The 24,839-nt window shown below is 61.3% G+C and carries 20 protein-coding genes and 2 tRNA genes; 16 read left to right on the plus strand and 6 right to left on the minus strand.

The window, feature by feature from the left end:
- Positions 1–156 precede the first annotated feature (156 nt).
- The 12 genes from M9921_13185 (at position 157) to M9921_13240 (ending at position 17,390) form a co-directional block, all read left to right on the plus strand.
- Positions 157–948, plus strand: a complete 792-nt coding sequence (locus M9921_13185) for a matrixin family metalloprotease (GenBank protein MCO5297801.1) — start codon at positions 157–159, stop codon at positions 946–948.
- Between the two features lie 144 nt (positions 949–1,092).
- A tRNA-Ser gene (locus M9921_13190) sits at positions 1,093–1,161 on the plus strand.
- A gap of 24 nt (positions 1,162–1,185) precedes the next feature.
- Positions 1,186–1,262 (plus strand) — tRNA-Pro (locus M9921_13195).
- Between the two features lie 377 nt (positions 1,263–1,639).
- A complete protein-coding gene (locus M9921_13200; GenBank protein ID MCO5297802.1) occupies positions 1,640–5,389 on the plus strand; it encodes a hypothetical protein in 3,750 nt (1,249 codons plus the stop codon).
- Positions 5,390–7,513: 2,124 nt separating this feature from the next.
- Positions 7,514–8,365: a hypothetical protein gene (locus M9921_13205; protein ID MCO5297803.1), complete on the plus strand. Its 852-nt coding sequence runs from the start codon at positions 7,514–7,516 to the stop codon at positions 8,363–8,365.
- 213 nt (positions 8,366–8,578) lie between these two features.
- Positions 8,579–8,872: a nucleotidyltransferase domain-containing protein gene (locus tag M9921_13210; GenBank protein MCO5297804.1), complete on the plus strand. Its 294-nt coding sequence runs from the start codon at positions 8,579–8,581 to the stop codon at positions 8,870–8,872.
- A complete protein-coding gene (locus tag M9921_13215) occupies positions 8,869–9,012 on the plus strand; it encodes a hypothetical protein (protein ID MCO5297805.1) in 144 nt (47 codons plus the stop codon). Before M9921_13210 ends, M9921_13215 begins: the two co-directional genes overlap by 4 nt.
- Before the next feature lie 53 nt (positions 9,013–9,065).
- On the plus strand, positions 9,066–9,416 hold the full coding sequence (locus M9921_13220) for a type II toxin-antitoxin system RelE/ParE family toxin (protein ID MCO5297806.1): 351 nt from the start codon (positions 9,066–9,068) through the stop codon (positions 9,414–9,416).
- Positions 9,413–9,700 (plus strand): helix-turn-helix domain-containing protein, encoded by a 288-nt coding sequence (locus tag M9921_13225; GenBank protein ID MCO5297807.1) that lies wholly within the window; start codon positions 9,413–9,415, stop codon positions 9,698–9,700. The genes M9921_13220 and M9921_13225 overlap by 4 nt, the downstream gene beginning before the upstream one ends.
- A gap of 719 nt (positions 9,701–10,419) precedes the next feature.
- A complete protein-coding gene (locus M9921_13230; GenBank protein MCO5297808.1) occupies positions 10,420–12,030 on the plus strand; it encodes a hypothetical protein in 1,611 nt (536 codons plus the stop codon).
- Positions 12,027–12,992 carry a hypothetical protein gene (locus M9921_13235; protein ID MCO5297809.1) on the plus strand — a complete coding sequence of 322 codons (966 nt, stop codon included), beginning with the start codon at positions 12,027–12,029 and terminating at the stop codon, positions 12,990–12,992. The genes M9921_13230 and M9921_13235 overlap by 4 nt, the downstream gene beginning before the upstream one ends.
- A gap of 678 nt (positions 12,993–13,670) precedes the next feature.
- Positions 13,671–17,390 (plus strand): hypothetical protein, encoded by a 3,720-nt coding sequence (locus M9921_13240; GenBank protein ID MCO5297810.1) that lies wholly within the window; start codon positions 13,671–13,673, stop codon positions 17,388–17,390.
- Between the two features lie 752 nt (positions 17,391–18,142).
- Here the strand turns inward: M9921_13240 and M9921_13245 are convergent.
- Positions 18,143–18,325 (minus strand): hypothetical protein, encoded by a 183-nt coding sequence (locus tag M9921_13245; GenBank protein MCO5297811.1) that lies wholly within the window; start codon positions 18,323–18,325, stop codon positions 18,143–18,145.
- A 664-nt stretch (positions 18,326–18,989) separates the two neighbouring features.
- On the opposite strand from M9921_13245, the gene M9921_13250 reads away from it, so the two are divergent.
- A complete protein-coding gene (locus M9921_13250) occupies positions 18,990–19,244 on the plus strand; it encodes a GIY-YIG nuclease family protein (protein MCO5297812.1) in 255 nt (84 codons plus the stop codon).
- A gap of 106 nt (positions 19,245–19,350) precedes the next feature.
- On the opposite strand, the gene M9921_13255 is transcribed toward M9921_13250, so the two are convergent.
- The 3 genes from M9921_13255 to M9921_13265 are packed head-to-tail and all read right to left on the minus strand — an operon-like array spanning position 19,351 to position 21,087.
- Positions 19,351–19,848, minus strand: a complete 498-nt coding sequence (locus M9921_13255) for a VOC family protein (protein MCO5297813.1) — start codon at positions 19,846–19,848, stop codon at positions 19,351–19,353.
- Positions 19,845–20,741, minus strand: coding sequence for an arsenite methyltransferase (locus tag M9921_13260; protein MCO5297814.1), 897 nt, complete (start codon positions 20,739–20,741; stop codon positions 19,845–19,847). The genes M9921_13255 and M9921_13260 overlap by 4 nt, the downstream gene beginning before the upstream one ends.
- Complete coding sequence (locus M9921_13265) at positions 20,734–21,087, minus strand: helix-turn-helix domain-containing protein (GenBank protein ID MCO5297815.1); 354 nt, start codon at positions 21,085–21,087, stop codon at positions 20,734–20,736. Before M9921_13265 ends, M9921_13260 begins: the two co-directional genes overlap by 8 nt.
- Before the next feature lie 120 nt (positions 21,088–21,207).
- On the opposite strand from M9921_13265, the gene M9921_13270 reads away from it, so the two are divergent.
- Positions 21,208–22,074, plus strand: a complete 867-nt coding sequence (locus M9921_13270; protein ID MCO5297816.1) for a hypothetical protein — start codon at positions 21,208–21,210, stop codon at positions 22,072–22,074.
- A 186-nt stretch (positions 22,075–22,260) separates the two neighbouring features.
- Here the strand turns inward: M9921_13270 and M9921_13275 are convergent, their stop codons facing one another.
- On the minus strand, positions 22,261–22,521 hold the full coding sequence (locus tag M9921_13275) for a hypothetical protein (GenBank protein MCO5297817.1): 261 nt from the start codon (positions 22,519–22,521) through the stop codon (positions 22,261–22,263).
- Between the two features lie 211 nt (positions 22,522–22,732).
- On the opposite strand from M9921_13275, the gene M9921_13280 reads away from it, so the two are divergent.
- Both M9921_13280 and M9921_13285 read left to right on the plus strand, forming a co-directional pair.
- On the plus strand, positions 22,733–23,437 hold the full coding sequence (locus M9921_13280) for a tetratricopeptide repeat protein (protein ID MCO5297818.1): 705 nt from the start codon (positions 22,733–22,735) through the stop codon (positions 23,435–23,437).
- Complete coding sequence (locus M9921_13285; protein MCO5297819.1) at positions 23,434–23,784, plus strand: hypothetical protein; 351 nt, start codon at positions 23,434–23,436, stop codon at positions 23,782–23,784. The genes M9921_13280 and M9921_13285 overlap by 4 nt, the downstream gene beginning before the upstream one ends.
- 224 nt (positions 23,785–24,008) lie before the next feature.
- Here the strand turns inward: M9921_13285 and M9921_13290 are convergent, their stop codons facing one another.
- The gene (locus tag M9921_13290; protein MCO5297820.1) at positions 24,009–24,773 is read right to left on the minus strand and encodes a PEP-CTERM sorting domain-containing protein; all 765 of its coding nucleotides are present in this window, start codon (positions 24,771–24,773) and stop codon (positions 24,009–24,011) included.
- Positions 24,774–24,839 lie beyond the last annotated feature (66 nt).

A 24,839-nucleotide genomic window follows, 5' to 3' on the forward strand; every position in this document is an offset into this window, starting at 1 on the left:
GGGCGGCCCGGGCCGCCCTCTTTTTTTGTTCGGACCCGCAGATTTCACTGGCCCGCACTCCTGCCGGATTTCATCAGAAGCCCCGCTGCGGAGTTGCAATTGCCCGTCTAACGGCCATGGGCGGAGTTCGCCCCTGAAAGGAGAGGCTTCTTCATCATGAATATTCATCGCACCCGTTCGATTCTCTGCGTTGCCGGCGCGTTGGCGCTGGCCGCATCTGGCAGCGCCTACTCGCTTCTGTCCATGAAGTGGGCCCCTGGTGCCAACACGGCCCAGGACATGTCTCCGAATCTGGGGACGCCCGGCGGGGCCACTTGGTCCGTGATGGGCGCAGGCCTTGGGATGCAGGGTGCGGAAACGCACGCCGGCGCGCTCACCACGAGTCTGGGCGGTTTGATCGGCGGTTCGAGCACCGCGGAGGAGATCGCGGCCATCGGTTGGGCGATCGACACGTGGGCGGCGGTCTGCAACTTCACCAACCTCGGCATGGTGGCCGACGGCGGTGTGAACGGCGGCGCCTCGCAAGCATCGGGCGGCCACTTGGGCGACATGCGGTTCGCCGCGATCGGCGGATTCAGCGGGGGCAGCGTCATCGCCCACGCGTACACACCGGGCACCGAAGCCACGGTTTCCTGGGGAACCTTGGGCGGCGACGTCCACTTCAACACGGCCTTCGGCTACGTGGACAACCCCAATGCGGGTTCGGGCAGCATCGACTTTGCGACGATCGCGCTTCACGAGATCGGCCACGCGTTGGGTCTTGGCCACTCGACGGTGACGGGAAGTGTGATGGAGCCGGTCTACGCCGGAGCGCGCCGAAGCCTGCACGCCGACGATATTGCCGGAATCCAGAGGGTCTACGGCACGCCGGTTCCGGAGCCTGCTTCGATGGCCGTGCTGAGCGTCGGCGTCGTGACGATGATGCGCCGTCGCCGAAGGAGCGCGTAGGTCTCGCTCGCTTGTCGGTTCGTTAGGGATGGGGTGCCTCGGTCCGGGGGTGCCCCTTTCTCTTGTTTGGCCTGCGCGTCCCGATGGAATCGGGAAGGTCGCCGGCCGTTCCCGCCTCGGGGGTAGAATCTCCTTTCACGTCGTCGGGGCGTGGCGCAGTTTGGTAGCGCGTCCCGATGGAATCGGGAAGGTCGCCGACCGTTCCCGCCTCGGGGGTAGAATCTCCTTTCACGTCGTCGGGGCGTGGCGCAGTTTGGTAGCGCGCTTCCATGGGGTGGAAGAGGTCGCACGTTCGAATCGTGTCGCCCCGACCAGGATTTCGAACCTAAAACTCCCACGTATCCGGTGTGAACCCCTTGGATTCTTCAGCGAGTCTCTCAAATTTCTCTCAGTAAATTGAGAGACCTGATGAGAGACTCATCGTCGAAACCGCTCATTCCAGGTTCAGTTCTGGGCCAATGACCTCTTCCGCACCGTGGAAGAGATCCTCCCAATCGTCTCGGCATGAGGTCGTTGCCGTGAGGACCGTCCAGTACGCAACGAGCGAAGTTGGCGCGGGGCGAAGACGTCGTGGGGACACCGAAGTCCCCATTCGTCATTTTCGCTGAACCAGTAAAATTACCGGCTATTCCTGATTGACATACCCCCCCCCCAAGTCCTTATCCTAACCAGTACCTGGAGGTCTTAGGACATGCGTATCGGATTGGTTGCCAACCGCCTTCTCTCACTCGTTTTGTGCGTCACGCTGCTGCTGGGCAGCTCTTGGTCCGGCATCGCGTACACCTACTCTGGGATCTCGACCGCGCTGCAGGGTTTCCGTCTGCGGCCCGGCCAGTACACCGAAGCCCCCAAGGCACCGTATCTCGGCGCGCATCCGAGCCGGGACCCGCGCGGCAGAGGCATTTGGAGCAAACAGACGCTTTCAGATTTCGAGACCGCCAATGTGGACCGGCTTCAAGCCTCCCTCGAGCCCTCGCCAATGGCGGGCATGCACACCCTCTCGGTCGACCCGGCGCCGGGAACGACCTTTCCCTGGGAGGGAGCGTTCCCGTCCCACTACGGCATCGTCAACTCCGGTTGCGGCAACAAGCTGACCGCTGTGCCGCTGCTTTCTTGGAAGTGCAGGGGCGGCATGGTCCTGGACTTCACGCTCTACAACAACTCGCAATCGAGCTATGTCGACGAGCTGGGGCACCACTGGACTTGGACCTACGACATCTACATCAACAACCTCACGGGCAATCCCATCGTCCACTGGGGCGACGGACTCTGCATCGCGTTCACCAAACACGTCGATGGTGGAACGACGACCTACATCGCCCCGGCCGGGACGTACGACGATCTGGTCAAGAACGGAAACGACACCTGGACGCTAACGAGGAAGGACGGCACCGTCTACTCGTTCAACGACGATGGGTTCTGCGGGCAGATCGAAGACCGCAACGGCAACGCCATCACGCTCTCGCTCGATGCCAACAACTACGTCACCACCATCACCGACCCGACGGGCAGGGAGATCGATCTGGATTACGACGGCAGCCACCGGATCACCTCGATCACGGATCCCTTGGACCGGGTGTGGGAGTTTTCCTACAACGGCTCGAACGAACTGACCGAGATCGAGTGGCCGGATCTGGATTCGGTCGCTTACTCGGACACTTTCACCTACGGCACGGGCCACGTCATCGCCAGCCATACGGACCGGCGCGGAAAGACCTGGTCGTTCACCTACAACACCGACGCCTCGCTTGCCACCGAGACCGACCCGCTGAGCCACCAGGTGAGCGTGAGCTACTCCTCCGGCGCCACGACCCGAACGGATCCGCTCTCTCATACGCGCGTGGACAACTATTCCAGCGGCAAACTCACGAGCCGCGTCGACGAGTCGAGCTTCTCGGTCAGCTTCACAAGCCGCGATTCGAACAACAACGTCACCGCAATGACCGACCGGCGGGGCAAGAGCTGGTCGCTAACCTACGACTCGAGTGGCAACGTCACCTCGGTCACCGATCCGCTCTCGCACGCCAAGACCTTCACCTACAACTCGTTCAGCCAGGTGCTCACGGCCACGGACGAGCTGGACAACGAGACGGTGTTCGAGTACGACGGCAACGGGAATCTGGAGACGGTCACCGATCCAGTGGACCGGACCATTGAGACCAACGGCTACGACGCCTACGGCCAGATCACCTCCAGCTCGAACTACCTCGACGAGGAGACCACGCTCGGCTACGACACCGACGGAAACCTCACGAGCATCACCGATCCGCTCTCAAACGAAACCGTCCTGGTCTACGACGATCTGGGGCACCTGACGAGCGTGACCGATGCTAACTCCAACACCGAGGAGGTGGAGTACGACGATTGGGGCCGTCCGGTTCTGTTCACCCATGAGGATGCCTCCACGTTGGAGCGCACGTACCTGGTGACCGGCCAGATCCTGACGCAAACCGACGAGCTGAGCCACACCACGACCTACGCGTACGACAACGCCGGGCGCCCGACCAGCGTGACGAACGCCGAGAGCGAAACGGAGAGCTACGGTTACGACGCGGCGGACAGGCGCACCACCGTGACCAACGGCCGCGGCAAGACGCGAACCTACACGTTCACGAACCGCGGCGAGCCTGCCACGCTCACCCTTGCCGACAGCTCGGTGGAGCAGTGGAGCTACAACGGCAATGGGGACGTCACGGCCTACACGAACCCGCTGTCCCAGGTGATCTACTACACGTTCGACGATGCGGGCAGGCAGACGGCGGTGGACTACCCGGCCGGCACGGACACTTCGTTCGGCTACGATGGCGCGGATCGGCTCGCATCGATGACCGACGCCACCGGTACCACCGAGTGGACCTACGACGACGCCTCCCAGGTCACCGAGCTCGAAACGCCGCAGGGCACGATGGACTACACCTACGATCTGCCAGGGCGCAGGGCGACGATGGTCCAAGCCAGCGGCACGACGACCTACACGTACGACGATGCCGGGCGGCTCGTTTCGCTCGAGAACCCGTTTTCGGAGACCACGGAGTTCGAGTACGACGACGGCGGGCGCCTCACCCAAGAAACCTTCGATTCCGGCGTCTACACGCTCTACGGCTACGATTCGCGCGACAGGACCACCTCGGTGGTGCACAAGACCTCGGGCGCCTCGGCGATCTCCTCGGAGAGCTACACGTGGGACGATGCGGGGAACCTTGAAGAGAAAACCGTCGATACCGTGACCACGACGTACGGCTACGACGACATCGACCAGCTTGTCAGCGAGTCGCGCAGCGGCTACAGCGCGAGCTACACATACGACGCCAACGGGAACAGGGCCTCCAAGACTCTGAACGGCACCACGGAGACCTACACCGTGGACGATGCCGACAAGCTGACCACGATCACGAGCGGCGGCAACACGGTCAAGAGCTTCACGTACGACACGGCGGGCCGGACGACCGCCGTGACCACCAGTGCGGGGACGACGAGCCTCACCTACGACTACGAGGGGCGGATCACGCAGATCACGTACCCGAGCGCGGCGACCAACACGTTCACGTACAACGGCCTGGACACCCGGGTCGGAAAGGTCGACAGCTCGGGAACCAGCACCTATAAGCGCGACGGTGCAGGTGTGCTGGCTCCCGTGCTCTCGGACGGAACGACCGCCATGACGCCCGGCATCTCCTCGCGGATATCGAGCACGACGACGTTCGACCATCACGACTATCTGGGCACCACGAGTCTCCAGACGGCCGCGAACGAGTCTACGGTCTCGACCCGCACCTACGATGCCTTCGGCATGCTGACCTCGACGAGCGGCTCACCCAAGACAGGATTTGGATACGCGGGCGGATACGGATACCAGGGGGATGCCGACAGTGGCCTCACGCTTCTCGGCCATCGCTACTATGATCCCGGCACGGGAAGGTTCCTGACACGCGATCCGGTCAAGGCCGGAAGGAATTGGTATAGTTACTGCGATGCGAGCCCGACAAGGTACGTGGATCCGACGGGCTTTGATGCCTGGTGGAACCATGCTTTTGACGGCGACGTGTGGGAGAAAGGGCTCGCAACTTCGGGAGCAGCTCTCGGCTCAGCTCTGAGCGACATCGGGGCCGAGATCATCAGCCCAGTAACTGAATTGATCGGCCGCGGTCAAATTGATGGATGGGATGGAGGCACCCATCGGGATGATCCGGGATTCGAATTCTCTAAAGGATCTTGGAATGTTGCCATCGTTGCGATTGAACTCATTGGCGGTCTGAAAGCTGGAGGAATTGAAGGTAAGGTCGAACTCCATGGTCCGCATCATTCATTCGGCAAAAGAGGAAAGTTGCCCCATTATCAGACAATTATCTGGCGAAAAGGGGTCGATGGTTCCCACAAGATTCTGCCTCGCATCCCCGTGCCAAAGTGGTTCTTTAACTTCTTCAAGGGCTGGAGAAGGTGATGCTCATTGAAGTGAGTGACCCACGTGAACTCGGAATAATAACTGATGTGCTTCATGATCACTTCTTCTCTCTGCCCTCAGTTTTGTCTCAGAGAGGAGCAGTCGTTATCGTCGAATTCAAAGAGGAACAAGGCTTCCTCAAGAAGAGATGGTCGCCTAGGTCAGAATATCTTACGATACACCACGTTCGTTTCATCGAAGTGAACGACTCGCAACAAGTAAGACTATATGACGTGAACGAACTAATCTACATGGATGGTGTCTTGAGAATCAAGACGGGTATTACCCTGAAGCTCTTGTTTCACGTGGACTCACTGCATCTGACTCTGCGGACGGAGTTGGGAGGTGACTCAGAGCCAGGCGCGCTACCGGGGGTGCGCGGAAAGGAACGGAGGACAGACCGTTAGGTACATGTCGTGTTCTGGGTAATCGGATAGGATCGCCACTGCTTCCGATGAGAGAACTACTACAGAGCGGGAGCGTTGCTTTGTACGGGGTCGCTTATCGCGATGGGCCCGAGCCCCGTCTCTCGATTGGAATCCGGGTCTTAGCGAACAAGGACCAGGATCCGCTTTGGAGTGTGTCCGTTTCGTGTAGGTCGGATGGCCGGCCCCAAGTCCTCCGTTGGATTCGACGATGGGATTCGGCTTCTCTTTGGGATATTAGGCGTTGCGGCCAGGTCTTGGGCCATGTTGGTCAGGCCCCTAGCACAATGGTCAAATCTAGTGAGCATCCGGTGGGTAGCGAGGGGGCGCCCCACCTCGTCGTGTCGGAGTTCACGGAGGAGTTGTTCGACTTGGAGATCAGGGCATCTTGCTCATTTTTGATCCCGACGAGTGCTGGGTACGCATCTCGAGGCCAACCGGCGGATCACCGGTGTGCCACTTTCTCCGATGCACCCACCGAAGCGTTGCCGAGTTTGGCCGGTCGTTGGTCGAGCTTTTCGACACGAGTGAGGCAAGCTCCGCTCACCACTCGAAAAGGGGTCCCAACGACGATCTGTGGTTCTTGGCTTCACCCGACGCGCGTGTCATGGGGGTCTTTAAGAGTCATGGCTCAACAATGGAGTACGACCCAGACATGAGATTGTGGGCCTTCTACACCGCCATCGTCGGGGATGCCGATATTACCGATGTCGAAATATCTAATTCGCTTGAGGTGCGTGAAGTGCAGTGGGTGAGTCTGAGTGTTTTATTCGAGGGCTCCGGTCCCGGCACGGTTTTGCAACTCCACGGTTTGGGAAACCTCTGTAGCGCAAGCGAGGGTCGAGCTAAGGTACAAGTCCCGCAATCGGACACGGTCGATTGCCGTATTAAGGGAGCTTGCCAGCGAGAATGTCGCGATGTACTCGAATCGCGCGGACCCGATGTTTAGGAGAATCCTCGCGGATGCAGAAGCGGCTAGGCGCTCCAGGCCCAGTCTCAAGTTCGTCCCTGAGCCGACCGGCGCCGTGCAGGGGCGCTGGGTGCAACGTGGCACCCCGCGGGCCAATGTCGAGACTCTGAGGTTTGCGTCATTTCCGAGGATGATGGGGGCCGTGATCTCAGATGAGGGATAAGCCGGGGGACGACGCATACACTCGCCCGTGTCTCTCTCAAGTAGACTCGGCAATTGATGGGCTCGTGGGAGAGCGGCATATCGATTGCGACCACGTCGATCGGTTGACGACAAGGGACCTCGGCGGATTCGAGAAGGGCGGAGGCGAACGAGGAACTTGGATCAAGTACCTGTGGTGGATTATTAAGAAATCGCGTTTCCCTACCCCCTTCCAAGTTCCGGATGGAATCTGCCTGGTAACGGCGAGTTTGAAGACTCGCCGTTACAGCCCCTGAACTTGCATCTTGGCACTGGCGGTAACGACTGGTATCTATCCAGCGCCGCCGACTCGTTTGAGGTCTGGGCGATGTACAAACCACCATCCGCCGTTCAGAACCAGGCAACAACCTGGGTCCCGTTTGCGAAATACTCATGGACTTGGACCGGGCTGGCCGACAAAACGAGTGGCAGTTGGGTGCTCAGTTCCCAGAGTGGCGGACCAACGACCCAGCCGAATTTCTGGAAGTTCTTCCCAGAGTGGAACACTTTCTCGCCTAGTCCGTTTCAATTCATAGGAGTGCCACCCCAATGAGACGATTGAACTGTCAGCACCTGGTCATGCTCGCCGTCTTGGCGCTTGCGTCGCCGGCGTCTGCACAACAGCGGTTTTTTCCGCCGGATCCGGTGGAGGTCGCGAAAGAGGCGCGGATACGCGAGCTCATCGAACAGGGGCGTGAGCAGGAAGCAACCGGCAATGTGCAGACCGCAATCGCGAAACTGCAGGACGCCAGTGCTGTAGAAGCGACCCGATCGGGAGGTTTCTTCTCGTGGGCCCGGCTCATGTTGGCGAGGGTTTATTTGCGCGCGGGACGCGACGTCGAGGCCATCGAGGCTTACAAGCACGTGTTTGCCTGGAACGCCGCCAAGGGCGATTTGGAGCCCGGCTTTGGCGACTTCGTCAAATACGCGATGGAGTTCGCGATTCTGCTGGCAAAGAGCGGTCGCCCGGAAGAGGCGAAGGCCATGTACTATTTCGGTCTGCGCAACTTCAACCCCGAGAAGGGGCGGTTTGAGCCCGCTCCCTTCCTCACCGTGTTCGACCCCGAGGAAGAAGGCGAGTGCTGGGAATACACGCCCGAGAGGCTCGAGGCGGCGGCCCTCATGATTCAAATCATGCAGGGCGGGATGTTGAACCGTGCGACCCATGAGGAGACCTCTGCGGTGCAGTTGGCTCCGAAGGTGCGCGAACTCGTCCCAGACTGGTTCTATCCCTATTTGTATCGTGCGGCACAGGGTTGGAACAGCGAACAAACATCCTCCGATTTAGCGCTGGCGCAGGCCCTAGCCAGAACCAGCGTTGAAAGGGAGGTGGTCGAGTTGTACCGACGGCAGCTGGCCGAACACAAAGCCCTGCTTGAAGCCGCGGACCTTGGCTTTTGAAACTCGTGCGTCGAGAGCCAATCGACCGTACGACGCTCGTCGCGTTGAGAAACGAGTTGCGAAAGGACAGGCGGTGGCTCAAACTACTCGGGCTGGTTCTCGGAACTGGGCGCAATCTTCGTCAAGTACTGTTGTCACCCATCCCCAGAGTTTCGGTGCTCCATATCCCGGAGGCGTTCAAGTAATTTGGGACTGGTCTCGTGTCTTAAACTGATGGCGGCCTTCCGAGAGACGATCGACCGCAGGCGTGCCGAGATCTTGGCGTTGGCGGCGCGCTGTGGTGCCCACAGTGTGAGGATCCTCGGCTCCGTTGCGCGCAGGGGAGAGTCGGAACACAGCGACGTGGACTTCCTTGTCGTGCTTGGGCCCGGGCGAAGCCTCTTGGACCATGCTGGGCTGAAACTGGGCTTGGAAGAGCTGCTCGGGCGGCCTGTCCACGTTGCCACCGAGCGCGGATTGAAACCCAAGTTTCGCGAGCGGATCCTCGACGAGGCCGTGGCGCTGTGAGGTCGGTCCACGACCGCTTGGAGGACGTCACGGAGGCGATTCGGCGCATCGAGCAGGAACAGGCCGCTGGCCGGGAGGCGTTCGACGACGATCCCAAGACGCAGGCGTGTGGATGGTCCGCCACATCTTCCTTGCAGTGAATTCACGACGAAACAGGGAACAATCGTGATAACTATACGGTTATAATGCGTAGGTGAGGCGAGAATTCGAGCCGTTCGACGAAGAGGTGATTCTTGCCGAGTTGGAGTCGCTCCCGACGAAGGACCGCTCGAAGCTGGCCGCGCTGATGGAGTTCTACGAGGAAGTTGAAACCGGGAATCCATACCCGGCTCAGATCGACCTCTATGACCATGGAATCTACAGAATCAGGCATGCCAAGGCGAGCTATCAGGGGCGCGCGCTGTTCTGCGTATCGGAAGCCCGGGAGGGATATCAGAAGTTGACCCTCCTCGTTGTGTACAAGAAGGAATCGCACAAAGTGCCCGCCGCCATTCTCCAGACCGCGCGGCGTCGAATGGAACAGCACAAGAAGGGAAAGCCATGAGTTTCATCAAGAAGTACATCAAGGAACAGTGCGAGGCCGATTCTGAGTTTCGGGCGGAGTACGAGGCGGAAGCCCTTCGGCTCAAACTCGTTCGCGCGCGAGAAGCAGCGGGCCTGACGCAACGCGAACTCGCCGAGCTCTTGGGCGTGTCCCAGCCCAGAATCGCGCAGGTCGAGCGTGGCAGCAGGCCGATGAGCACGATGTTCCTTCTGCGCTATGCGGCGGCAGTCCACATGAAGCTAGAAGTCTTGCCGCGCAGATCTGCAAAGGCATCGACCGCCTGATCCCGGCACGGACTCTGAGTACTCTTCCCCGGGCGCGCGCCAAGACTCCCGTGAGCCTACCCAGTCGGGGGAGCCCACCACGGAAGGCGCAGCGGGTCTCTGATATGAAAATGGAGGATCGCGATCGGCTCCAGCCAGTGCCCGCCGCCCCGCTTTCACCCCTGGTTGAGGTCGGCTTGCCCGACCATGGTCCCTCAAATGTCACTCAATTCGCAGAGACGGTGTGAGACTTCCTGAGACGTCTGTAGACTCAAATCCATCGCGTTGAACCTGACCAAACCTCCATGGGGTGGAAGAGGTCGCACGTTCGAATCGTGTCGCCCCGACCAGATTTTGAACCTAAAACTCGCCTTTGCGCGCCTTCAGCGCGCCGTAAGTCACTCAATTATCTCTCAGCGGATTGAGAGACCTGAGGAGTGACTCATCGTCCAAACTGCTGATTCCAGATTCAAACTTGAGCCAATGACCTCTTCTGCACCGTGGAAGAGGTCCTCCCCAGCGACCCGGTTGGACACCGAAGTCCTCACCTGTCATTTTTGTCGAACCAGTAAAATTTCCAGCCCGCCTGGATTGACATACCCCCCCCCCCCAAGTCCTTATCCTAACCAGTACCTGGAGGTCTTAGGGCAAATGCGTTTCGGACTCATCGCGAACCACCCATCAGCGGACCGAGGCTGTGCCAAGTCCTCGTCCGCCAAGTGCAAGGTGAGGGACGACGGATGAAGCTCAGGCTACTGTTGGTTTCGTTCTCCATGCTCCTCGTTCTCACCGGTCTGGTCAGGGCAGGTGAGTACGTGCTTAAGCCAACCGACCCCACCCTCCCGCACAACCCATATGGAGGCACGATCGCTTGGAATGGGAGTTCAAGCAACTATGGCTCCTACGAAACTGGATATGGTTCCGGCATCGCCGGAGCATCGTACGTCAGCTGCAGCGGTACGATCACTACGGTGTATGAATGGCAGCGGGATGAGATCGAGGATCCGAACGACCCCGGCGAGATGATCGATGATCCACTCGATAACCCTCCAGCCGAAGTCGTGTCGAAGCAGTATTGTTTTGCGATGGCCGTTGCAACTTCAGTGGCCTCTAGTCCAATCGCGGTCTCAGACAACGGCTTGGGCTTCGAGCCGGAGATTGGCGGGTATGGCCTCGGAGCCTATTCGATCTGTGAGGGAACCCTCTACACGAAGATCGCGGGAGGGCAGGAGATCACTCTAACGTGCACCCCGAGCGCTTACGCGGAATCGGATGCCACTGACGCCACGGCTTCGGTCCTGTATCGTTCGGCGATCATTGTGCCCAAGGTGGAGATTCTCGGGGCCACGCCCCTCACCTCTCCACTGGATCTCAAAGTGCAAACCGGCCAGCAGATAACGTGCTGGGTAACGCAGACCACCACCGATCCGATTCCGAGCGAGCCGCTGCCGCTCGCAGCGTACTCTTGGGGCACCGAGGCGCCGCCTGGGGTTGAGCTGGTGGATCCCATGCTGTTCAAGAGTTACACCCACACCACATCCCTTGGCAAGCTCAACCACCACGCTCGTTCAGATGTTATTCAGCCGACGTACAGCTTCTTTACAGGGGACAACGGAGTCATAGTCGTGAAGTGCGTCGTCACCTTCGGACCCGCGCCAGAAGGTTCGATGTATGCCGGTGGCCTTCCATCCTTCACGGCCAAGTCCCCAATACTTACGTCGAAGCGACCGATAGGGGATTTTGGGGCAGTGGCGTCCGGTCAAGTCGTGCTCAACGATCCTGACAACTTCCAATTCGGTACGGCAGCGCTAAACGGACAGAGGTGGACGGGCGTCCACATCGATCCGTCCCCTTTTTCCGCTGAGGGGCAAGGATGCTTTGTTCAGCTGATCAGCGCCCAGCGAGACGTTTACAGGAACACCTCACCGGGGTTGCCCTCTCATTTCACTTACTCCACAAGCGGTGCGCTTGACACGGCGTTTCCCTACCCCCTTCCAAGTTCCGGTTGGAATCTGCCAGGTGACGGCGTTTTTGAAGACTCGCCGTTACAGCCCCTGAACTTGTATCTTGGCACTGGCGGTAACGACTGGTATCGGTCGAGCGCGGACGATTCATTCGAAGTCTGGGCGTTGTACAAGCCACCGTCCGTTCAGAATCAAGCGACAACTTGGGTTCCGTTTGCGAAATACTCATGGTCGTGGACCGGGCTGGCTGAGAAGACCGGTGGCAGTTGGGGGATGACTGCCGGGAGTGGCGGCCCAACGTCCGGACTTCAATCCTCTAAGATCTTCCCAGAGTGGAACACTTTCTCGCCTAGTCCGTTTCAATTCATAGGAGTACCGCCCCAATGAGACAATTGAACTGTCAGCACTTGGTCATGCTCGCCGTCTTGGCGCTTGCGTCGCCGGCGGCTGCCCAACAGCGGTACTTTCCGCCGGATCCGGCGGAGGTCGCGAAGGAAGCGCGGATAAGCGAGCTCATCGGCCAGGGGCATCAGGAGGAACGAATCGGCAACGTGCCGGCTGCGATCGCGAAACTGCAAGACGCCTGCGTCGTCGAAGCGACCCGATCAGGAGGTTTCTTCTCGTGGGCCCGGCTTATGCTCGCGAGGACCTACCTGCGCGCGGGGCGGGACGCCGAGGCCATCGAGGCTTACAAGCACGTGTTTGCCTGGAACTCCGCCAAGGGCGATTTGGAGCCCGGCTTTGGCGACTTCGTCAAATACGCGATGGAGTTCGCGATTCTGCTGGCAAAGACCGGTCGCCCACAAGAGGCGAAGGCCATGTACTATTTCGGTCTGCGCAACTTCAACCCCTTTAAGGAGCGCCCCATCGAGCCGATCCCATTCCTCACCGTGTTCGCCCCCGAGGAAGAAGGCGAATCCTGGGAATACACGCCCGAGAGGCTCGAGGCGGCGGCCCTCATGATTCAGATCATGGAGGGCGGGATGTTGAACCGAGTGACCCATGAGGAAACCTCTGCGGTGCAGTTGGCTCCGAGAGTGCGGGAACTCGCCCCAGATTGGTTCTACCCCTACTTGTATCGCGCGGCACAGGGTTGGAACAGCGAACAAACATCCTCCGATTTGGCGCTGGCGCAGGCCCTAGCCCGCACCAGCGTTGAAAGGGAGGTGGTTGAGTTGTACCGACGGCAGCTGGCCGAACACAAAGCCCTGCTTGAAGCCGCGGACCTTGCCCCATCCTCGGATCTTCGTCCGATGAAAGAGGGTGCCGAGCGTCGTGCACGAATGCAGTGTTTGAGACCCAACGAGCAGGTGCTCCGAAGGATCTCGATCGACCTTCCAGGCGGATAGAAGATTGGCGATCGGTTGATCGATGCCGTTGCCCGATATCCCGTTGCGGGTCTCTGATATGTAACTAAGCTCGGCCAGCAAGCCGGCACCGGGGTCTCGGCACCCATCGCGGAACCGGTACCAGGCGTCGCATCTGACAGCAGTTACATGAGCCGCTGAGACCAGCGCGCGTCTGGTCATGGTCACTCAATTGTCTCTCAAATCCCAGAGACGATATGAGACTTCCTGAGATGTCTGTAGACTCAACACCAGCGCGTTGAACCTGCCGAACCCTCCATGGGGTGGAAGAGGTCGCACGTTCGAATCGTGTCGCCCCGACCAGGATTTGAACCTAAATCTCGCCTTTTCGCGCCTTCAGCGCGCTGGAAGTCACTCAAACATCTCTCAGTAAATTGAGAGACCTGATGAGAGACTCATCGTTGAAACTGGTGATTCCAGATTCAAATGTGGGCCAATGACCTCTTCCGCACCGTGGAAGAGGTCCTCCCCAGCGTCCCGGCATGAGGGTCGTTGTCGTGAGGACCGTTCGGTGCGCAACGAACGAAGTTGGCCGTCGTGCTGACACCGAAGTCCTCACCGTCATTCTTTCAGAACTAGTAAAATTACCAGCCAGTACGGATTGACATACCCCCCCCCCCTGGTCCTTATCCTAACCAGTACCTGGAGGTCTTAGGACACATGCGTATCGGACTGGTTGCCAACCGCCTTCTCTCACTCGTTTTGTGCATCACACTGCTGCTGGGCAGTTCCTGGTCTGGCATCGCGTACACCTACTCTGGGATCTCGACCGCGCTGCAGGGTTTCCGTCCGCGGCCCGGCCAGTACACCGAAGCCCCCAAGGCACCGTATCTCGGCGCGCGTCCGAGCCGGGACCCGCGCGGCCGAGGCATTTGGAGCAAACAGACGCTTCAAGATTTCGAGACCGCGAACATGGACCGCGCTCAGGCCTCCCTCGAGCCCTCGCCCATGGCGGGCATGCACACCGTCTCGGTCGATCCGGCGCCGGGCACGAACTTCCCGTGGGAGGGAGCGTTCCAGTCCCACTACGGCATCGTCAACTCCGGTTGCGGCAACAAAATGACCGCGGTGCCGCTGCTTTCTTGGAAGTGTCGAGGCGGCATGGTCCTGGATTTCACGCTCTACAACAACTCGCAATCGAGCTATGTCGACGAGTTGGGGCACCACTGGACCTGGACCTACGACATCTATATCAACAACCTCACGGGCAACCCCATCGTCCATTGGGGAGACGGTCTCTGCATCGCCTTCACCAAGCACGTCGACGGGGGAACGACGACCTACATCGCCCCGGCCGGGACGTACGACGATCTGGTCAAGAACGGAAACGACACCTGGACGCTGACGAAAAAGGACGGAACGGTCTACTCGTTCAACGACGAAGGGTTCTGCGGGCAGATCGAGGACCGCAACGGAAATGCGATCACGCTCTCGCTCGATGCCAACAACTACGTCACCACCATCACCGACCCGACGGGCCGTCAGATCGATCTGGATTACGACGGCAGCCACCGGATCACCTCGATCACGGATCCCTTGGACCGGGTGTGGGAGTTTTCCTACAACGGCTCGAACGAACTGACCGAGATCGAGTGGCCGGATCTGGATTCGGTCGCTTACTCGGATACTTTCACCTACGGCACGGGCCACGTCATCGCCAGCCATACGGACCGGCGCGGAAAGACCTGGTCATTCACCTACAACACCGACGCCTCGCTTGCCACCGAGACCGACCCGCTGAGCCACCAGGTGAGCGTGAGCTACGCCTCCGGTGCCACGACCCGAACGGATCCGCTCTCTCATACGCGCGTGGACAACTATTCCAGCGGCAAACTCACGAGCCGCGTCGACGAGTCGAGCTTCTCGGTCAGCTTCACCAGCCGCGATTCGAACAACAACGTCACCGCGCTGACCGACCGGCGGGGCAAGAGCTGGTCGCTAACCTACGACTCCAGTGGCAACGTCACCTCGGTCACCGACCCGCTTTCGCACGCCAAGACCTTCACCTACAACTCCTTCAGCCAGGTGCTGACCGCCACGGACGAGCTCGACAACGAGACGGTGTTCGAGTACGACGGAAGCGGAAATCTGGAGACGGTCACCGATCCCTTGGACCGGGATGTCGAGACGAACGGCTACGACGCCTACGGCCAGTTGACCTCGAGCAGCAACTATCTCGACGAGGAGACCACCCTGGCCTATGACACGGACGGGAACCTGACCAGCATCACGGATCCGCTCTCAAACGAGACGGTACTCGTTTACGACGATCTGGGGCACCTGACGAGCATCACGGACGCGAACTCGAACACCGAGGAGGTCGAGTACGACGATTGGGGCCGACCGGTTCTGTTCACGCATGCTGACGCCTCCACGAAGGAGCGTACGTACCTGGTGACCGGCCAGGTCCTGACCCAGACCGACGAGCTGAGCCACACCACGACCTACGCGTACGACAACGCCGGGCGCCTGACCAGCGTGACGAACGCCGAGAGCGAGACCGAGAGCTACGGCTACGACGCGGCGGATCGCCGCACCACCGTGACCAACGGCCGCGGCAAGACCCGCACCTATACGTTCACAAACCGCGGCGAGGCGGCGACGCTGACCCTTGCCGACAGCTCGGTGGAGCAGTGGAGCTACAACGGCAACGGGGACGTCACGGCCTACACGAACCCGCTGTCCCAGGTGATCTACTACACCTTCGACGATGCGGGCCGGCAGACGGGGGTGGACTACCCGACCGGCACGGACACCTCGTTCTCGTACGACGATGCCGACCGGCTGACCGCGATGAGCGACGCCACCGGCACCACCGAGTGGACCTTCGACGACGCCTCGCAGGTCACCGAGCTCGAGACGCCCCAGGGCACGATGGACTACACCTACGATCTGCCCGGGCGCAGGGCGACCATGGTGCAGGGAAGCGGCACGACGACTTACTCGTACGACGATGCCGGGCGGCTCACTTCCCTGGAGAACCCGTATTCGGAGACCACGGCGTTCGAGTACGACGACGGCGGGAGGTTGACTAAGGAGACCTTCGATTCCGGCGTCTACACGCTCTACGGCTACGATTCTCGGGACCGGACCACTTCGGTGGTGCACAAGACCTCGGGAGCCTCGACGATCTCCTCGGAGAGCTACGCGTGGGACGACGCGGGGAACCTTGAAGAGAAAACCGTCGATACCGTGACCACGACGTACGGCTACGACGACATCAACCAGCTTGTCAGCGAGTCGCGCAGCGGCTACAGCGCGAGCTACACATACGACGCCAACGGGAACAGGGCCTCCAAGACTCTGAACGGCACCACGGAGACCTACACCGTGGACGATGCCGACAAGTTGACGACGATCACGAGCGGCGGCAACACGGTCAAGAGCTTCACGTACGACACGGCCGGGCGGACGACTGCCGTCACCACCAGTGCGGGGACGACGAGCCTCACCTACGACTACGAGGGGCGGATCACCCAGATCACGTACCCGAGCACGGCGACCAACACGTTCACGTACAACGGTCTCGACACGAGGGTGGGGAAGGTCGACAGCTCGGGAACCAGCACGTACAAGCGCGACGGCGCGGGGGTGCTGGCACCGGTGCTCTCGGACGGCACGAGCGCCATGACCCCCGGCATCTCCTCCAGGGCATCGAGCACGACGACGTTCGATCATCACGACTATCTGGGCACGACGAGTCTGCAGACCGCTGCGAACGAGTCGACGGTCTCGACCCGAACCTACGATGCGTTCGGCATGCCGGTCTCGACATCAGGCACCCCGAAGACAGGCTTTGGCTTTGTTGGAGCTTGCGATTACCAGGAGGATGTCGACTCCGACCTCAAACTGCTCGGGCATCGCTACTACGATCCCTCTACTGGCAGGTTTCTAACGCGGGATCCACTTGGATATGATCGCAATTGGTACCAATATGTTTCTGGCAACCCGCTGAACGGCGTCGACCCCAGCGGTCTAATCCGCTGGAGCTTTCTACTAAAGAAGCTTGCGCAACTCGTAGTTCAAGACCTTACAGATCCCGATGACGTTGTTCGGGAGGTAGTAGACGGAGCCAAACGACAAGTAATCGAGAGGAAGTACGTACCGCACAACGACGATCTCCCGGGTGGGTGGTACATTCCGCCAAAACCTCGCGCGCCACTCTTTGTTGTTCCCCTATCAGATCTGGGTGATCGGGTAGGTGGTTGGCCAGGTGAGATAATCGACTGGGTGAATCCAATTGGCATGATCCAAGACGTCGTGGACTTCACGTTGCTACCGTGGACTGACGGGGTGCGCGGAGATGGGATCATCCCCTTCCCAGGACTACGGCCAGAAGAGCGGCCAGGAGTTGAGGGGCACAAAGGCCGAATCAACTGAATGCCACCAACACTGCCAGGTAGGCTGAGCTGCCGTAGTCGATGAGCTCACCGAATCAGCACTCAACATTGGCCGAACTCTTGGCGCGCAAGGTCCTGGCTTTGAAGGCGGACGAGCGTATCGAGGCAGCTGATGCGATCCGGTCCGCGACACCGTTCGACAAGTGGGCCGAGCCTGCGCGATCAGATGCGATTTGCGAGTTCCTCGCAGCGATTGGGGAGCCCCAAGCTGCACTTATCGCCGCGAGTTCGTTCCAGCGCTCTTGTTCCGATCCTTGGAGTGGCGTCTTGCTCGCTTGGGCGCAGGCGGGGTGTCACATGGAACGACATGCCATTGAGACCCTCAAGGGGGTTCACTGCATCCGCGAATATCGAACGTGGGCCGAAGAAGGAACGTTTAGAATGCTGCTGGCTTTGGGGGAGTTTGAGCGGGCTGCGACCTTCCTAACCAGCGGCGAATCAGGCGTTGCAGAACAAGGCGACAGAATGGCGCGCTGGCTTGAATCCACACGGTCCACGCGGGGGCGTCGGTTTGAGGAACGCGGTGGATGGCACAAGCTCAGGCTCCTAACCAGCGAGGGAGCACACGACACGGATGGGCTCTCGGACCACTGGACTTGCCACGAGAAACTCCACGATGTGGGAACCAAGCTTGTTAGAGGCGATCTGGGAGGTGCGGCTCGAGAGGCGAGGCTACTGACTCGAGTGGCTCCTCAGTATCCGTCAGGGTGGTGCCTCCTGGGCGCCGCACTCTCAAAGCTCCACGAACTTGATCGGGCCGAAGAAGCATTCGGCATCGCACTGGAACTGTGCCCGTCCTATTCGCTGGCGAGGTTCGGCCGCGCGCAAGTCAGATTCCGGCGCCGACGGTTTCATCTTGCGGCGCTTGACGCTGAGGAGGTAGTCCGAGCGGAGCCCATGCGACTGAAGGCTCATGCCATCGTATTCAGGTCCTTGATGTGGGTGGGACGCTTTCGAGACGCTTGGCATGCCTGGCGTGCGAGCAATTCCGCCGTCGAGCATGCACTGCGAGTCGAGCAGCTTGCCGATTCTTACAAGGTCCAATAATCCCTGCAGTCACCAACGAGGGCGAGGTCTTCCCCTCGAAGACAGGTTTGATTTTTGTTTTTTTGGGGGGGGGTACGGCTACCAGAAGGACACGACACATCGATTACTGCAAGGTACATGCTCGGGGCGGTGACGAGGTCTGGGCCGCAGTGGAGAACGACTTGCCTGAGCTGAAATCTTCTGTTGAAGGACTCTTGAGATCTCTCCCTGATGACCCGTAGGGCTGTAACGCTTATGGGCGAGAACGGACTGGTTGCGGTCTCTCAATAGTCTCTCAAATCCCAGAGACGGTCTGAGACTTCCTGAGACGTCTGTAGACTCAAAACCACCGCGTTGAACCTGCCAAAACCTCCATGGGGTGGAAGAGGTCGCACGTTCGAATCGTGTCGCCCCGACCAGAATCACTGGAGATCAAGGCTTGGAAGAGCCGGTCGAGGATCGGGGAACTGGTGGCCACCAAGAAACCGTAGCGCGTCCCGCGGAGCGGGAAGGTCGCACGTTCGAATCGTGTCGCCCCGACCAGAATCACTACGTGAAGGTGTTTGTTCACGTTCTCCAAAGTGGGACCAGCGGTGCGTACTACGTCGGAACGTCTGCCGACCCGGACAAGCGCTTGACCGAGCACAACCGCGGCCAAACTCGATCGACCCGGCACGGGGTTCCGTGGTGCAAGGTGTGGTGCAAGCCCCACCCGAATCGGGCCTCGGCGATGGCCCGAGAGCGTGAGATCAAGGCTTGGAAGAGCCGGTCGAGGATCGAGGAACTGGTGGCCACCAAGAATCTGTAGCGCGTCCCGCAGAGCGGGAAGGTCCTCCCAATGGCATCGGAATCGCCCCGATAGTGCCAACCCCACCGTTTGTCTCACTAACTCGCCAGCCGTTCCAGGAGTAGCTCTACTCCGCTCCCTCCCGGATCAAACTCTCAAGATCGAGAGGGAGCGTCGTCATCTCGAGGTTTCCCTCTCGATCGCGGGGCCACTCGGCCTCGGGGCGGTCCCGGTACAACTCCACCCCGTTTCCGTCCGGGTCCCTGAGGTACAGGGCCTCGCTGACACCGTGGTCCGCCGCGCCGTCCAACGGCCAGTCGGCCTCCACGAGCCGGCGGAGCGCGTCTCCCAATTCGGCCCGGTTGGGGTACAGGATCGCCAGGTGGTACAGCCCGGTGGAGCCCCGCGGCGGCGGCGACCCGCCGAGGCTCTCCCACGTGTTGAGCGCGATGTGGTGGTGGTAGCCGCCGGCCGAAAGGAACGCGGCCCCGGTCATGGTCTGGGTCCGCTGGAACCCGAGAAGGACCTCGTAGAACGCGAGGGCGCGGTCCAGATCGGCCACCCGCAGGTGCACGTGCCCGATGCGCACCTCCGGGTGGATCTCCTTTTCCGGCCCCGCGCTCATTCAGACTCCAGATCGGCGCCCGGCCCGGGCTTGGTCGCTCGGATGAAAGCCCCCATGATCTTGCCGTCGAGCGCCTGCCTGTCGGGATCGCTCAAGGCCTCCACGCCGTTGGGGGCCCACGCCCCCTCGAGCTGGGAGAACTGGTAGCGGCGCGTCGGCTCGACCGACGCGTCGGAAAAGCCCGCGGCCTCCAGCTTCGCCAAGTACTCCGAGGTCTCCAGCGCGCCCGCCACGCAGCCAACGTACAGCTCCATGTCCCGCCGCACCGCTTCGGGGAGCGGACCGTCCACCACGACGTCCGACACCGCGAACCGCCCGCCGGGCTTCAGCACGCGGAACGCCTCGCGGAGCACCCGGTCCTTGTCGCTCGAAAGGTTGATTACGCAGTTCGACACGATCACGTCGACGCTGGCGTCCGGCAGGGGGATCTCCTCGATGTGACCCTTCAGGAACTCCACGTTCTGCGCCCCGGCCTCGGCCTGGTTCTTCCGGGCCAGCTCGAGCATCGCGTCGGTCATGTCCAGCCCGTACGCGAAACCCGCTGGTCCCACCCGGCGCGCGGAAAGCAGCACGTCGATGCCGCCGCCGCTTCCAAGATCCAGCACGGTCTCCCCCTCGCGCAGCTCCGCCAGCGCCGTGGGATTGCCGCACCCGAGGCTGGCCAGCAGCGCGGCCTCTGGTATCTGCGACGCCTCGACGTCGGTGTAGAGATCGCTCGTGATCGGGTCGGAGGCGTTGGTGCAGCAGCCGTCCCGCGCGGGCGCGTCGCCACAGCACGCCTCGCCCGGGCAGCAGGACGCGGCCCGCCCGTCCAGCACCCGCAACGCCGCTTCGCCGTAGCGCTTGGCCACCAGTTCGCGCACGTCGGTGCGATCGGTCAACGAATCAGCCATGGGTTGTCTCCTTGGCGGCGAGTTCGCCGCTCTCTGCAAAAAGTTCCAAGGTGCCGGCGAGATCGCGCAGTGAATCGCGCCGCGGGGCGCACAGAATGTGACGGCCCCGCTTTTCGGTCGTGATCAGGCCCGCGGCGCGGAGTTCCTTGAGGTGGAAGCTCAGGGTCGACGGCGCCCCGTCGAGGCTGCAGCAAACGTCCCCCACCGTGGGGCCCTCCAGCGGCCGGACCTCGCCCCGCTCCCCGAGCGCGACCGTGCAGTCGCACCGGAGCAGGAACCGAAGGACCCGCACCCGCGTGGGATCCGCGAGGGCCTTGCAGGCCGAAGAAAGACCGTCGACATCCATGCGGGCATTATACACATCTTTCTAGAAATATAGAAGTAACTCGTGGCCGAACGCGGGCCCTTCGTCCCGGTGCGCCCCGGACGACCGAACTCCGCCCGGGGCGTACCGTCAACAACCTTCATGGTTGCCCTCTTGCTCACCCTTGCGATTCAAGCGCCTCAACCTCAGACCGTCTCGTGGAAGATCGATGGCGTCGAGCGGACCGCCGTCGTGGTAGCGCCGAGCGTGGGGTCCGCGCATCCGCCCGTGCTCTTCGGATTCCACGGACACGGAGGCAACGGCCGGCAGTTCGCCCGTTCCGCGGGAATCGTGGGGAACTGGCCCGAAGCCGTCATGGTGTTCCCCAACGGCTTGCCGACACCCGGCATGACCGACCCCGCGGGGAAGAAGCCCGGCTGGCAGCAGAAGGCGGGCGACCAGGGGGATCGCGACCTCAAGTTCTTCGACGCGATGCTCGCGTGGGTCGACAAGACCTATCACGCAGACCCGAAGCACCGGTACGCGATGGGGCACTCGAACGGGGGGCGCTTCACCTACCTGCTTTGGGCGCAACGCGGCGACAAGTTCGCCGCCTACGGACCGTCCGGGAGCCCGGGTTGGACCCTGGTCCCGCAACTGCGGCCCGCGTCGGCGTTCTTCATCGCCGGCGAGAGCGACCCGCTGGTCCCGTTCGCCTCCCAAAAGCGCACGATCGACGCCTTGGCGCGCAAGTTCGGCGTCGGCGAGTGGAAAGGCACGGGCCTCGTGAAGCGGGCGACCGGGCGCGATGGCGTCGTGTTCGGCACGTACCTCCACCCGGGCGGCCACGAGTATCCCTTGGCAGGCGCCAAGGCAACCTTGGAGCTCTTCCGCGCCGATGCAGCCCGCGAGCATGCCCGTGTCGCAGTCGATGAACCCCAGCTCAGAGAACAACACCGAGTTCCCAGGCCCCTGTCAGAATCGGGGAGTGAGGTATCGGATCGAGTTGCTCGGGAAGCTGCGCATTGAACCGCTGGATCCAGGGCATGCACCGATCCGCTCGTACGCAAAGATTGTTGCCTACCCGGCCCTCCACGAAGGTCGACCCGTTGGCAGAAGGCGCATAGAGGGCGACCTGTAACCCGAAGTCGATGCTGCGGCCGCACAGAACAGATTGCGAGTCGCGCTCACCGCGTTGCGGAAGATCTTGGAAACTCACTCCGGGAGACACCGGAGGGCCCCGCCCTCGACTTGACGTCCGCCGAGGTGGATCTCTTCGAACTTCGGGAGCGCATCGCCGAGGCCGAGCAGGCCATCGATGAGCGCGACGAGTGCCTTGCGTTGCAGGCGATCCTCCAGTACCTGGGCGAGCCCTTGCTTCCCGAGACTCACGACGAGTGGGTCGAACCGTTTCGATCCACCTGGCACACCCTTGCAAGGCAATCCCTGCGACGACTGGCTGACCTTGTCGAGCACAGGTGGATTGGAGGTCGCGCTTGCCGCGGCCACTGCGGGCCTGCGCCACGACCCTTTCGACGACGTGTTCTGACGGCTTCGTATGACGTCCTGCGCGGCTTTGGGACGGACCGGCGAGGCGCTTGCCGAGTTTGCTGCGGCTCACACGAAGTACAAGCAGTTGGGCGGCAAATTCCGATCCGAGACATTGCGTCTCGCAAAGTCCCTGCGGATGGCTGATACCCCACCCCAGCGCGGCCGAAGCCTGGGACGCGACGTGACCGACTTCCTGGGCCAAACCGTCGCCAACCTCGTCGAACAGCAGCCCGATCAAGCCTTGGAGCTCTTCCCGATCCGAGCGGTCGAAGCCGCCCTGATTCGGAAACCACACCTTGCGGTTCCCGTCTTCGATGCGCTCCTGGAAGCCTGGGATCGCCGGGACGAACGGTGGTCCGAAGTGGTCATTCAAGCTGTCGCAGCCTTCTCCGCGACACATCGGGCAGACCGGACCCTTGAGCTGGCACGGGAGGTGCTGGTCGTTTCGCGCGACCCTTGGGTCCGCCGCAAGGCACACCTCTATCGCGCCTTCTCCCTTGCCCAGATCCGGGACTTCGATGGAGCGCTCACAACGCTTGTCGAGTACGAACGCGAATTGGAAGAGCATCCCGACGAACTCGCCCTTCATACGCTGCTCCTTCAACGTGGGACGTTCCTTTGCCAGTTGGGACGGTTTGACGAGGCTCGCGTCTGCTTCGAGCGAACCCTCCGTTTTCACGAGGGGCAGACCGACTCTCTCGGGATCGAACGACTCGCAATCGTGCGCGGAAAGTCGGGCATATGCACTTGTTGCTGGGGCAGTGGGACCAGGCGCTCCTCTTCCTCGAGGCCGCAACGGCCACCGCTCGGGAGGTCGGCTTCGACCGAATTCTTCCAATGATGCTTGCGCTTCTGGGGGCGTGTTGGGTCCGAATGGGCCGGGCAGCTCAGGGCGCGTACAACCTCCATGACAATCGGGCGGTCCAAGTGGGCCTCGACCTCGCGTGCTTCTCGCTCGCCGAACTGGGTGAGGTCGCGTTCGCCGCGTCGGTCTTGGATTGGGCCGAGCAGGCCCGTCAAGCGGAGCGGCACGAGTGGTCGGTTGCGGAACGGCTCCTTGTGGATCGCGTGCGTTCTCGGGCTCCCAAGAAGTACGTGCGTCTCGATCCGAAGACCGAGCCGAAGACCGTGCTCAACGAAGTCGCCCGAACGTTGCGGCGCAGCGCACAAAGCGCACCTGTGCATTGAGGCGACGGTCTGATCGACAACGACCGAACTCCGCCGGGAGCGTTCCGTGAACAACCTTCATGGTTGCCTTCTTGCTCACCCTTGCGATTCAAGTTTCGCCGCATACGGACCGACCGGGAGCGATGGAGTCGTGTTCGGCACCTACCTGCACCCGGGCGGCCACGAGTATCCCAAGGCAGGCGCCAAGGCGACCTTGGAGCTCTTCCGCGCCGACGCCCGGGGAACTACTGCTTGCGACGTCGCCGAAGGAGCGCAAGTCCGGCGCCCAACGCCAACACGGTGGCTGGTTCCGGAACCGGGTTGGCTTCTCCGCTGATCCCGAAGACCCCGATGTCGTGGAAGGTGATGCCCGACGTCTCGTTGTTGGTGAACGAGACACTCTGCAGGGTACGTGCCTGATCGCCTGCAGACAGGCTCACGGTGATCTGATAGAGCCGAGGGTTCGTCGAACCGACCGCATCGAAGATTCCGTCGCCTCGGCCCACCCGGCCGAATCCGCCGATCGCCACGCCCGCTTGGTTGAAGTTGTCGTTCGCCGTGAAAGTTCCGGTCGTCGCCCCACCCGTCGAGAAGTTGAGCGCGTACGAGCCGGGATGGCTCCCGTTGAACCCCGTCACGAGGAATGCAAGGCTGAGATACTTGCCGGGCGAAACCAGCGACAGCGTCCCAGACGTTGACCCGGAGCCAGCCTGCTGCAGCCACAAGAGGTTGTTCGCACTGGGTGGTGCGATCTGGAACGTGGTTGAAGCGTCAAGTGCGCTGACAAACGGCGTCGTCGGCAGTCCGGAGGTCGGGGCGCCCGGGTTGTAACCCTGGGTGTAGTACACGTAAATGCTATCGAGCGTCCCCGTCGTGCTGCCGGCGGGCGAACCGAGCCCGTCCGCGATCCCATCGTAGTTGTAGCCGCTCAATGCCAGCGGGGTGCGCTGGGCCAGCGCTGTTCCACAGATCGAAACCAAGAGCGCGATCCCGAAAGCCTTTTGCATCATTCTTCTCCTATCTGTCCAACAAACTCACTGGCAGAAATACGGGGGTTGCCCGCAGGAGTCCATTCT

The organism is Fimbriimonadaceae bacterium (assembly GCA_023957775.1).
Classification (GTDB): Bacteria; Armatimonadota; Fimbriimonadia; order Fimbriimonadales; family Fimbriimonadaceae; genus JAMLGR01.

Coding starts and splice junctions, on each gene's coding strand:
- M9921_13185 (MCO5297801.1), top strand. CDS start 157: ATGAATATTCATCGCACCCGTTCGATTCTCTGCGTTGCCGGCGCGTTG.
- M9921_13200 (MCO5297802.1), top strand. CDS start 1,640: ATGCGTATCGGATTGGTTGCCAACCGCCTTCTCTCACTCGTTTTGTGC.
- M9921_13205 (MCO5297803.1), top strand. CDS start 7,514: ATGAGACGATTGAACTGTCAGCACCTGGTCATGCTCGCCGTCTTGGCG.
- M9921_13210 (MCO5297804.1), top strand. CDS start 8,579: ATGGCGGCCTTCCGAGAGACGATCGACCGCAGGCGTGCCGAGATCTTG.
- M9921_13225 (MCO5297807.1), top strand. CDS start 9,413: ATGAGTTTCATCAAGAAGTACATCAAGGAACAGTGCGAGGCCGATTCT.
- M9921_13230 (MCO5297808.1), top strand. CDS start 10,420: ATGAAGCTCAGGCTACTGTTGGTTTCGTTCTCCATGCTCCTCGTTCTC.
- M9921_13235 (MCO5297809.1), top strand. CDS start 12,027: ATGAGACAATTGAACTGTCAGCACTTGGTCATGCTCGCCGTCTTGGCG.
- M9921_13240 (MCO5297810.1), top strand. CDS start 13,671: ATGCGTATCGGACTGGTTGCCAACCGCCTTCTCTCACTCGTTTTGTGC.
- M9921_13245 (MCO5297811.1), bottom strand. CDS start 18,325: ATGAGCCTTCAGTCGCATGGGCTCCGCTCGGACTACCTCCTCAGCGTC.
- M9921_13255 (MCO5297813.1), bottom strand. CDS start 19,848: ATGAGCGCGGGGCCGGAAAAGGAGATCCACCCGGAGGTGCGCATCGGG.
- M9921_13260 (MCO5297814.1), bottom strand. CDS start 20,741: ATGGCTGATTCGTTGACCGATCGCACCGACGTGCGCGAACTGGTGGCC.
- M9921_13265 (MCO5297815.1), bottom strand. CDS start 21,087: ATGGATGTCGACGGTCTTTCTTCGGCCTGCAAGGCCCTCGCGGATCCC.
- M9921_13270 (MCO5297816.1), top strand. CDS start 21,208: ATGGTTGCCCTCTTGCTCACCCTTGCGATTCAAGCGCCTCAACCTCAG.
- M9921_13280 (MCO5297818.1), top strand. CDS start 22,733: ATGGCTGATACCCCACCCCAGCGCGGCCGAAGCCTGGGACGCGACGTG.
- M9921_13285 (MCO5297819.1), top strand. CDS start 23,434: ATGATGCTTGCGCTTCTGGGGGCGTGTTGGGTCCGAATGGGCCGGGCA.
- M9921_13290 (MCO5297820.1), bottom strand. CDS start 24,773: ATGATGCAAAAGGCTTTCGGGATCGCGCTCTTGGTTTCGATCTGTGGA.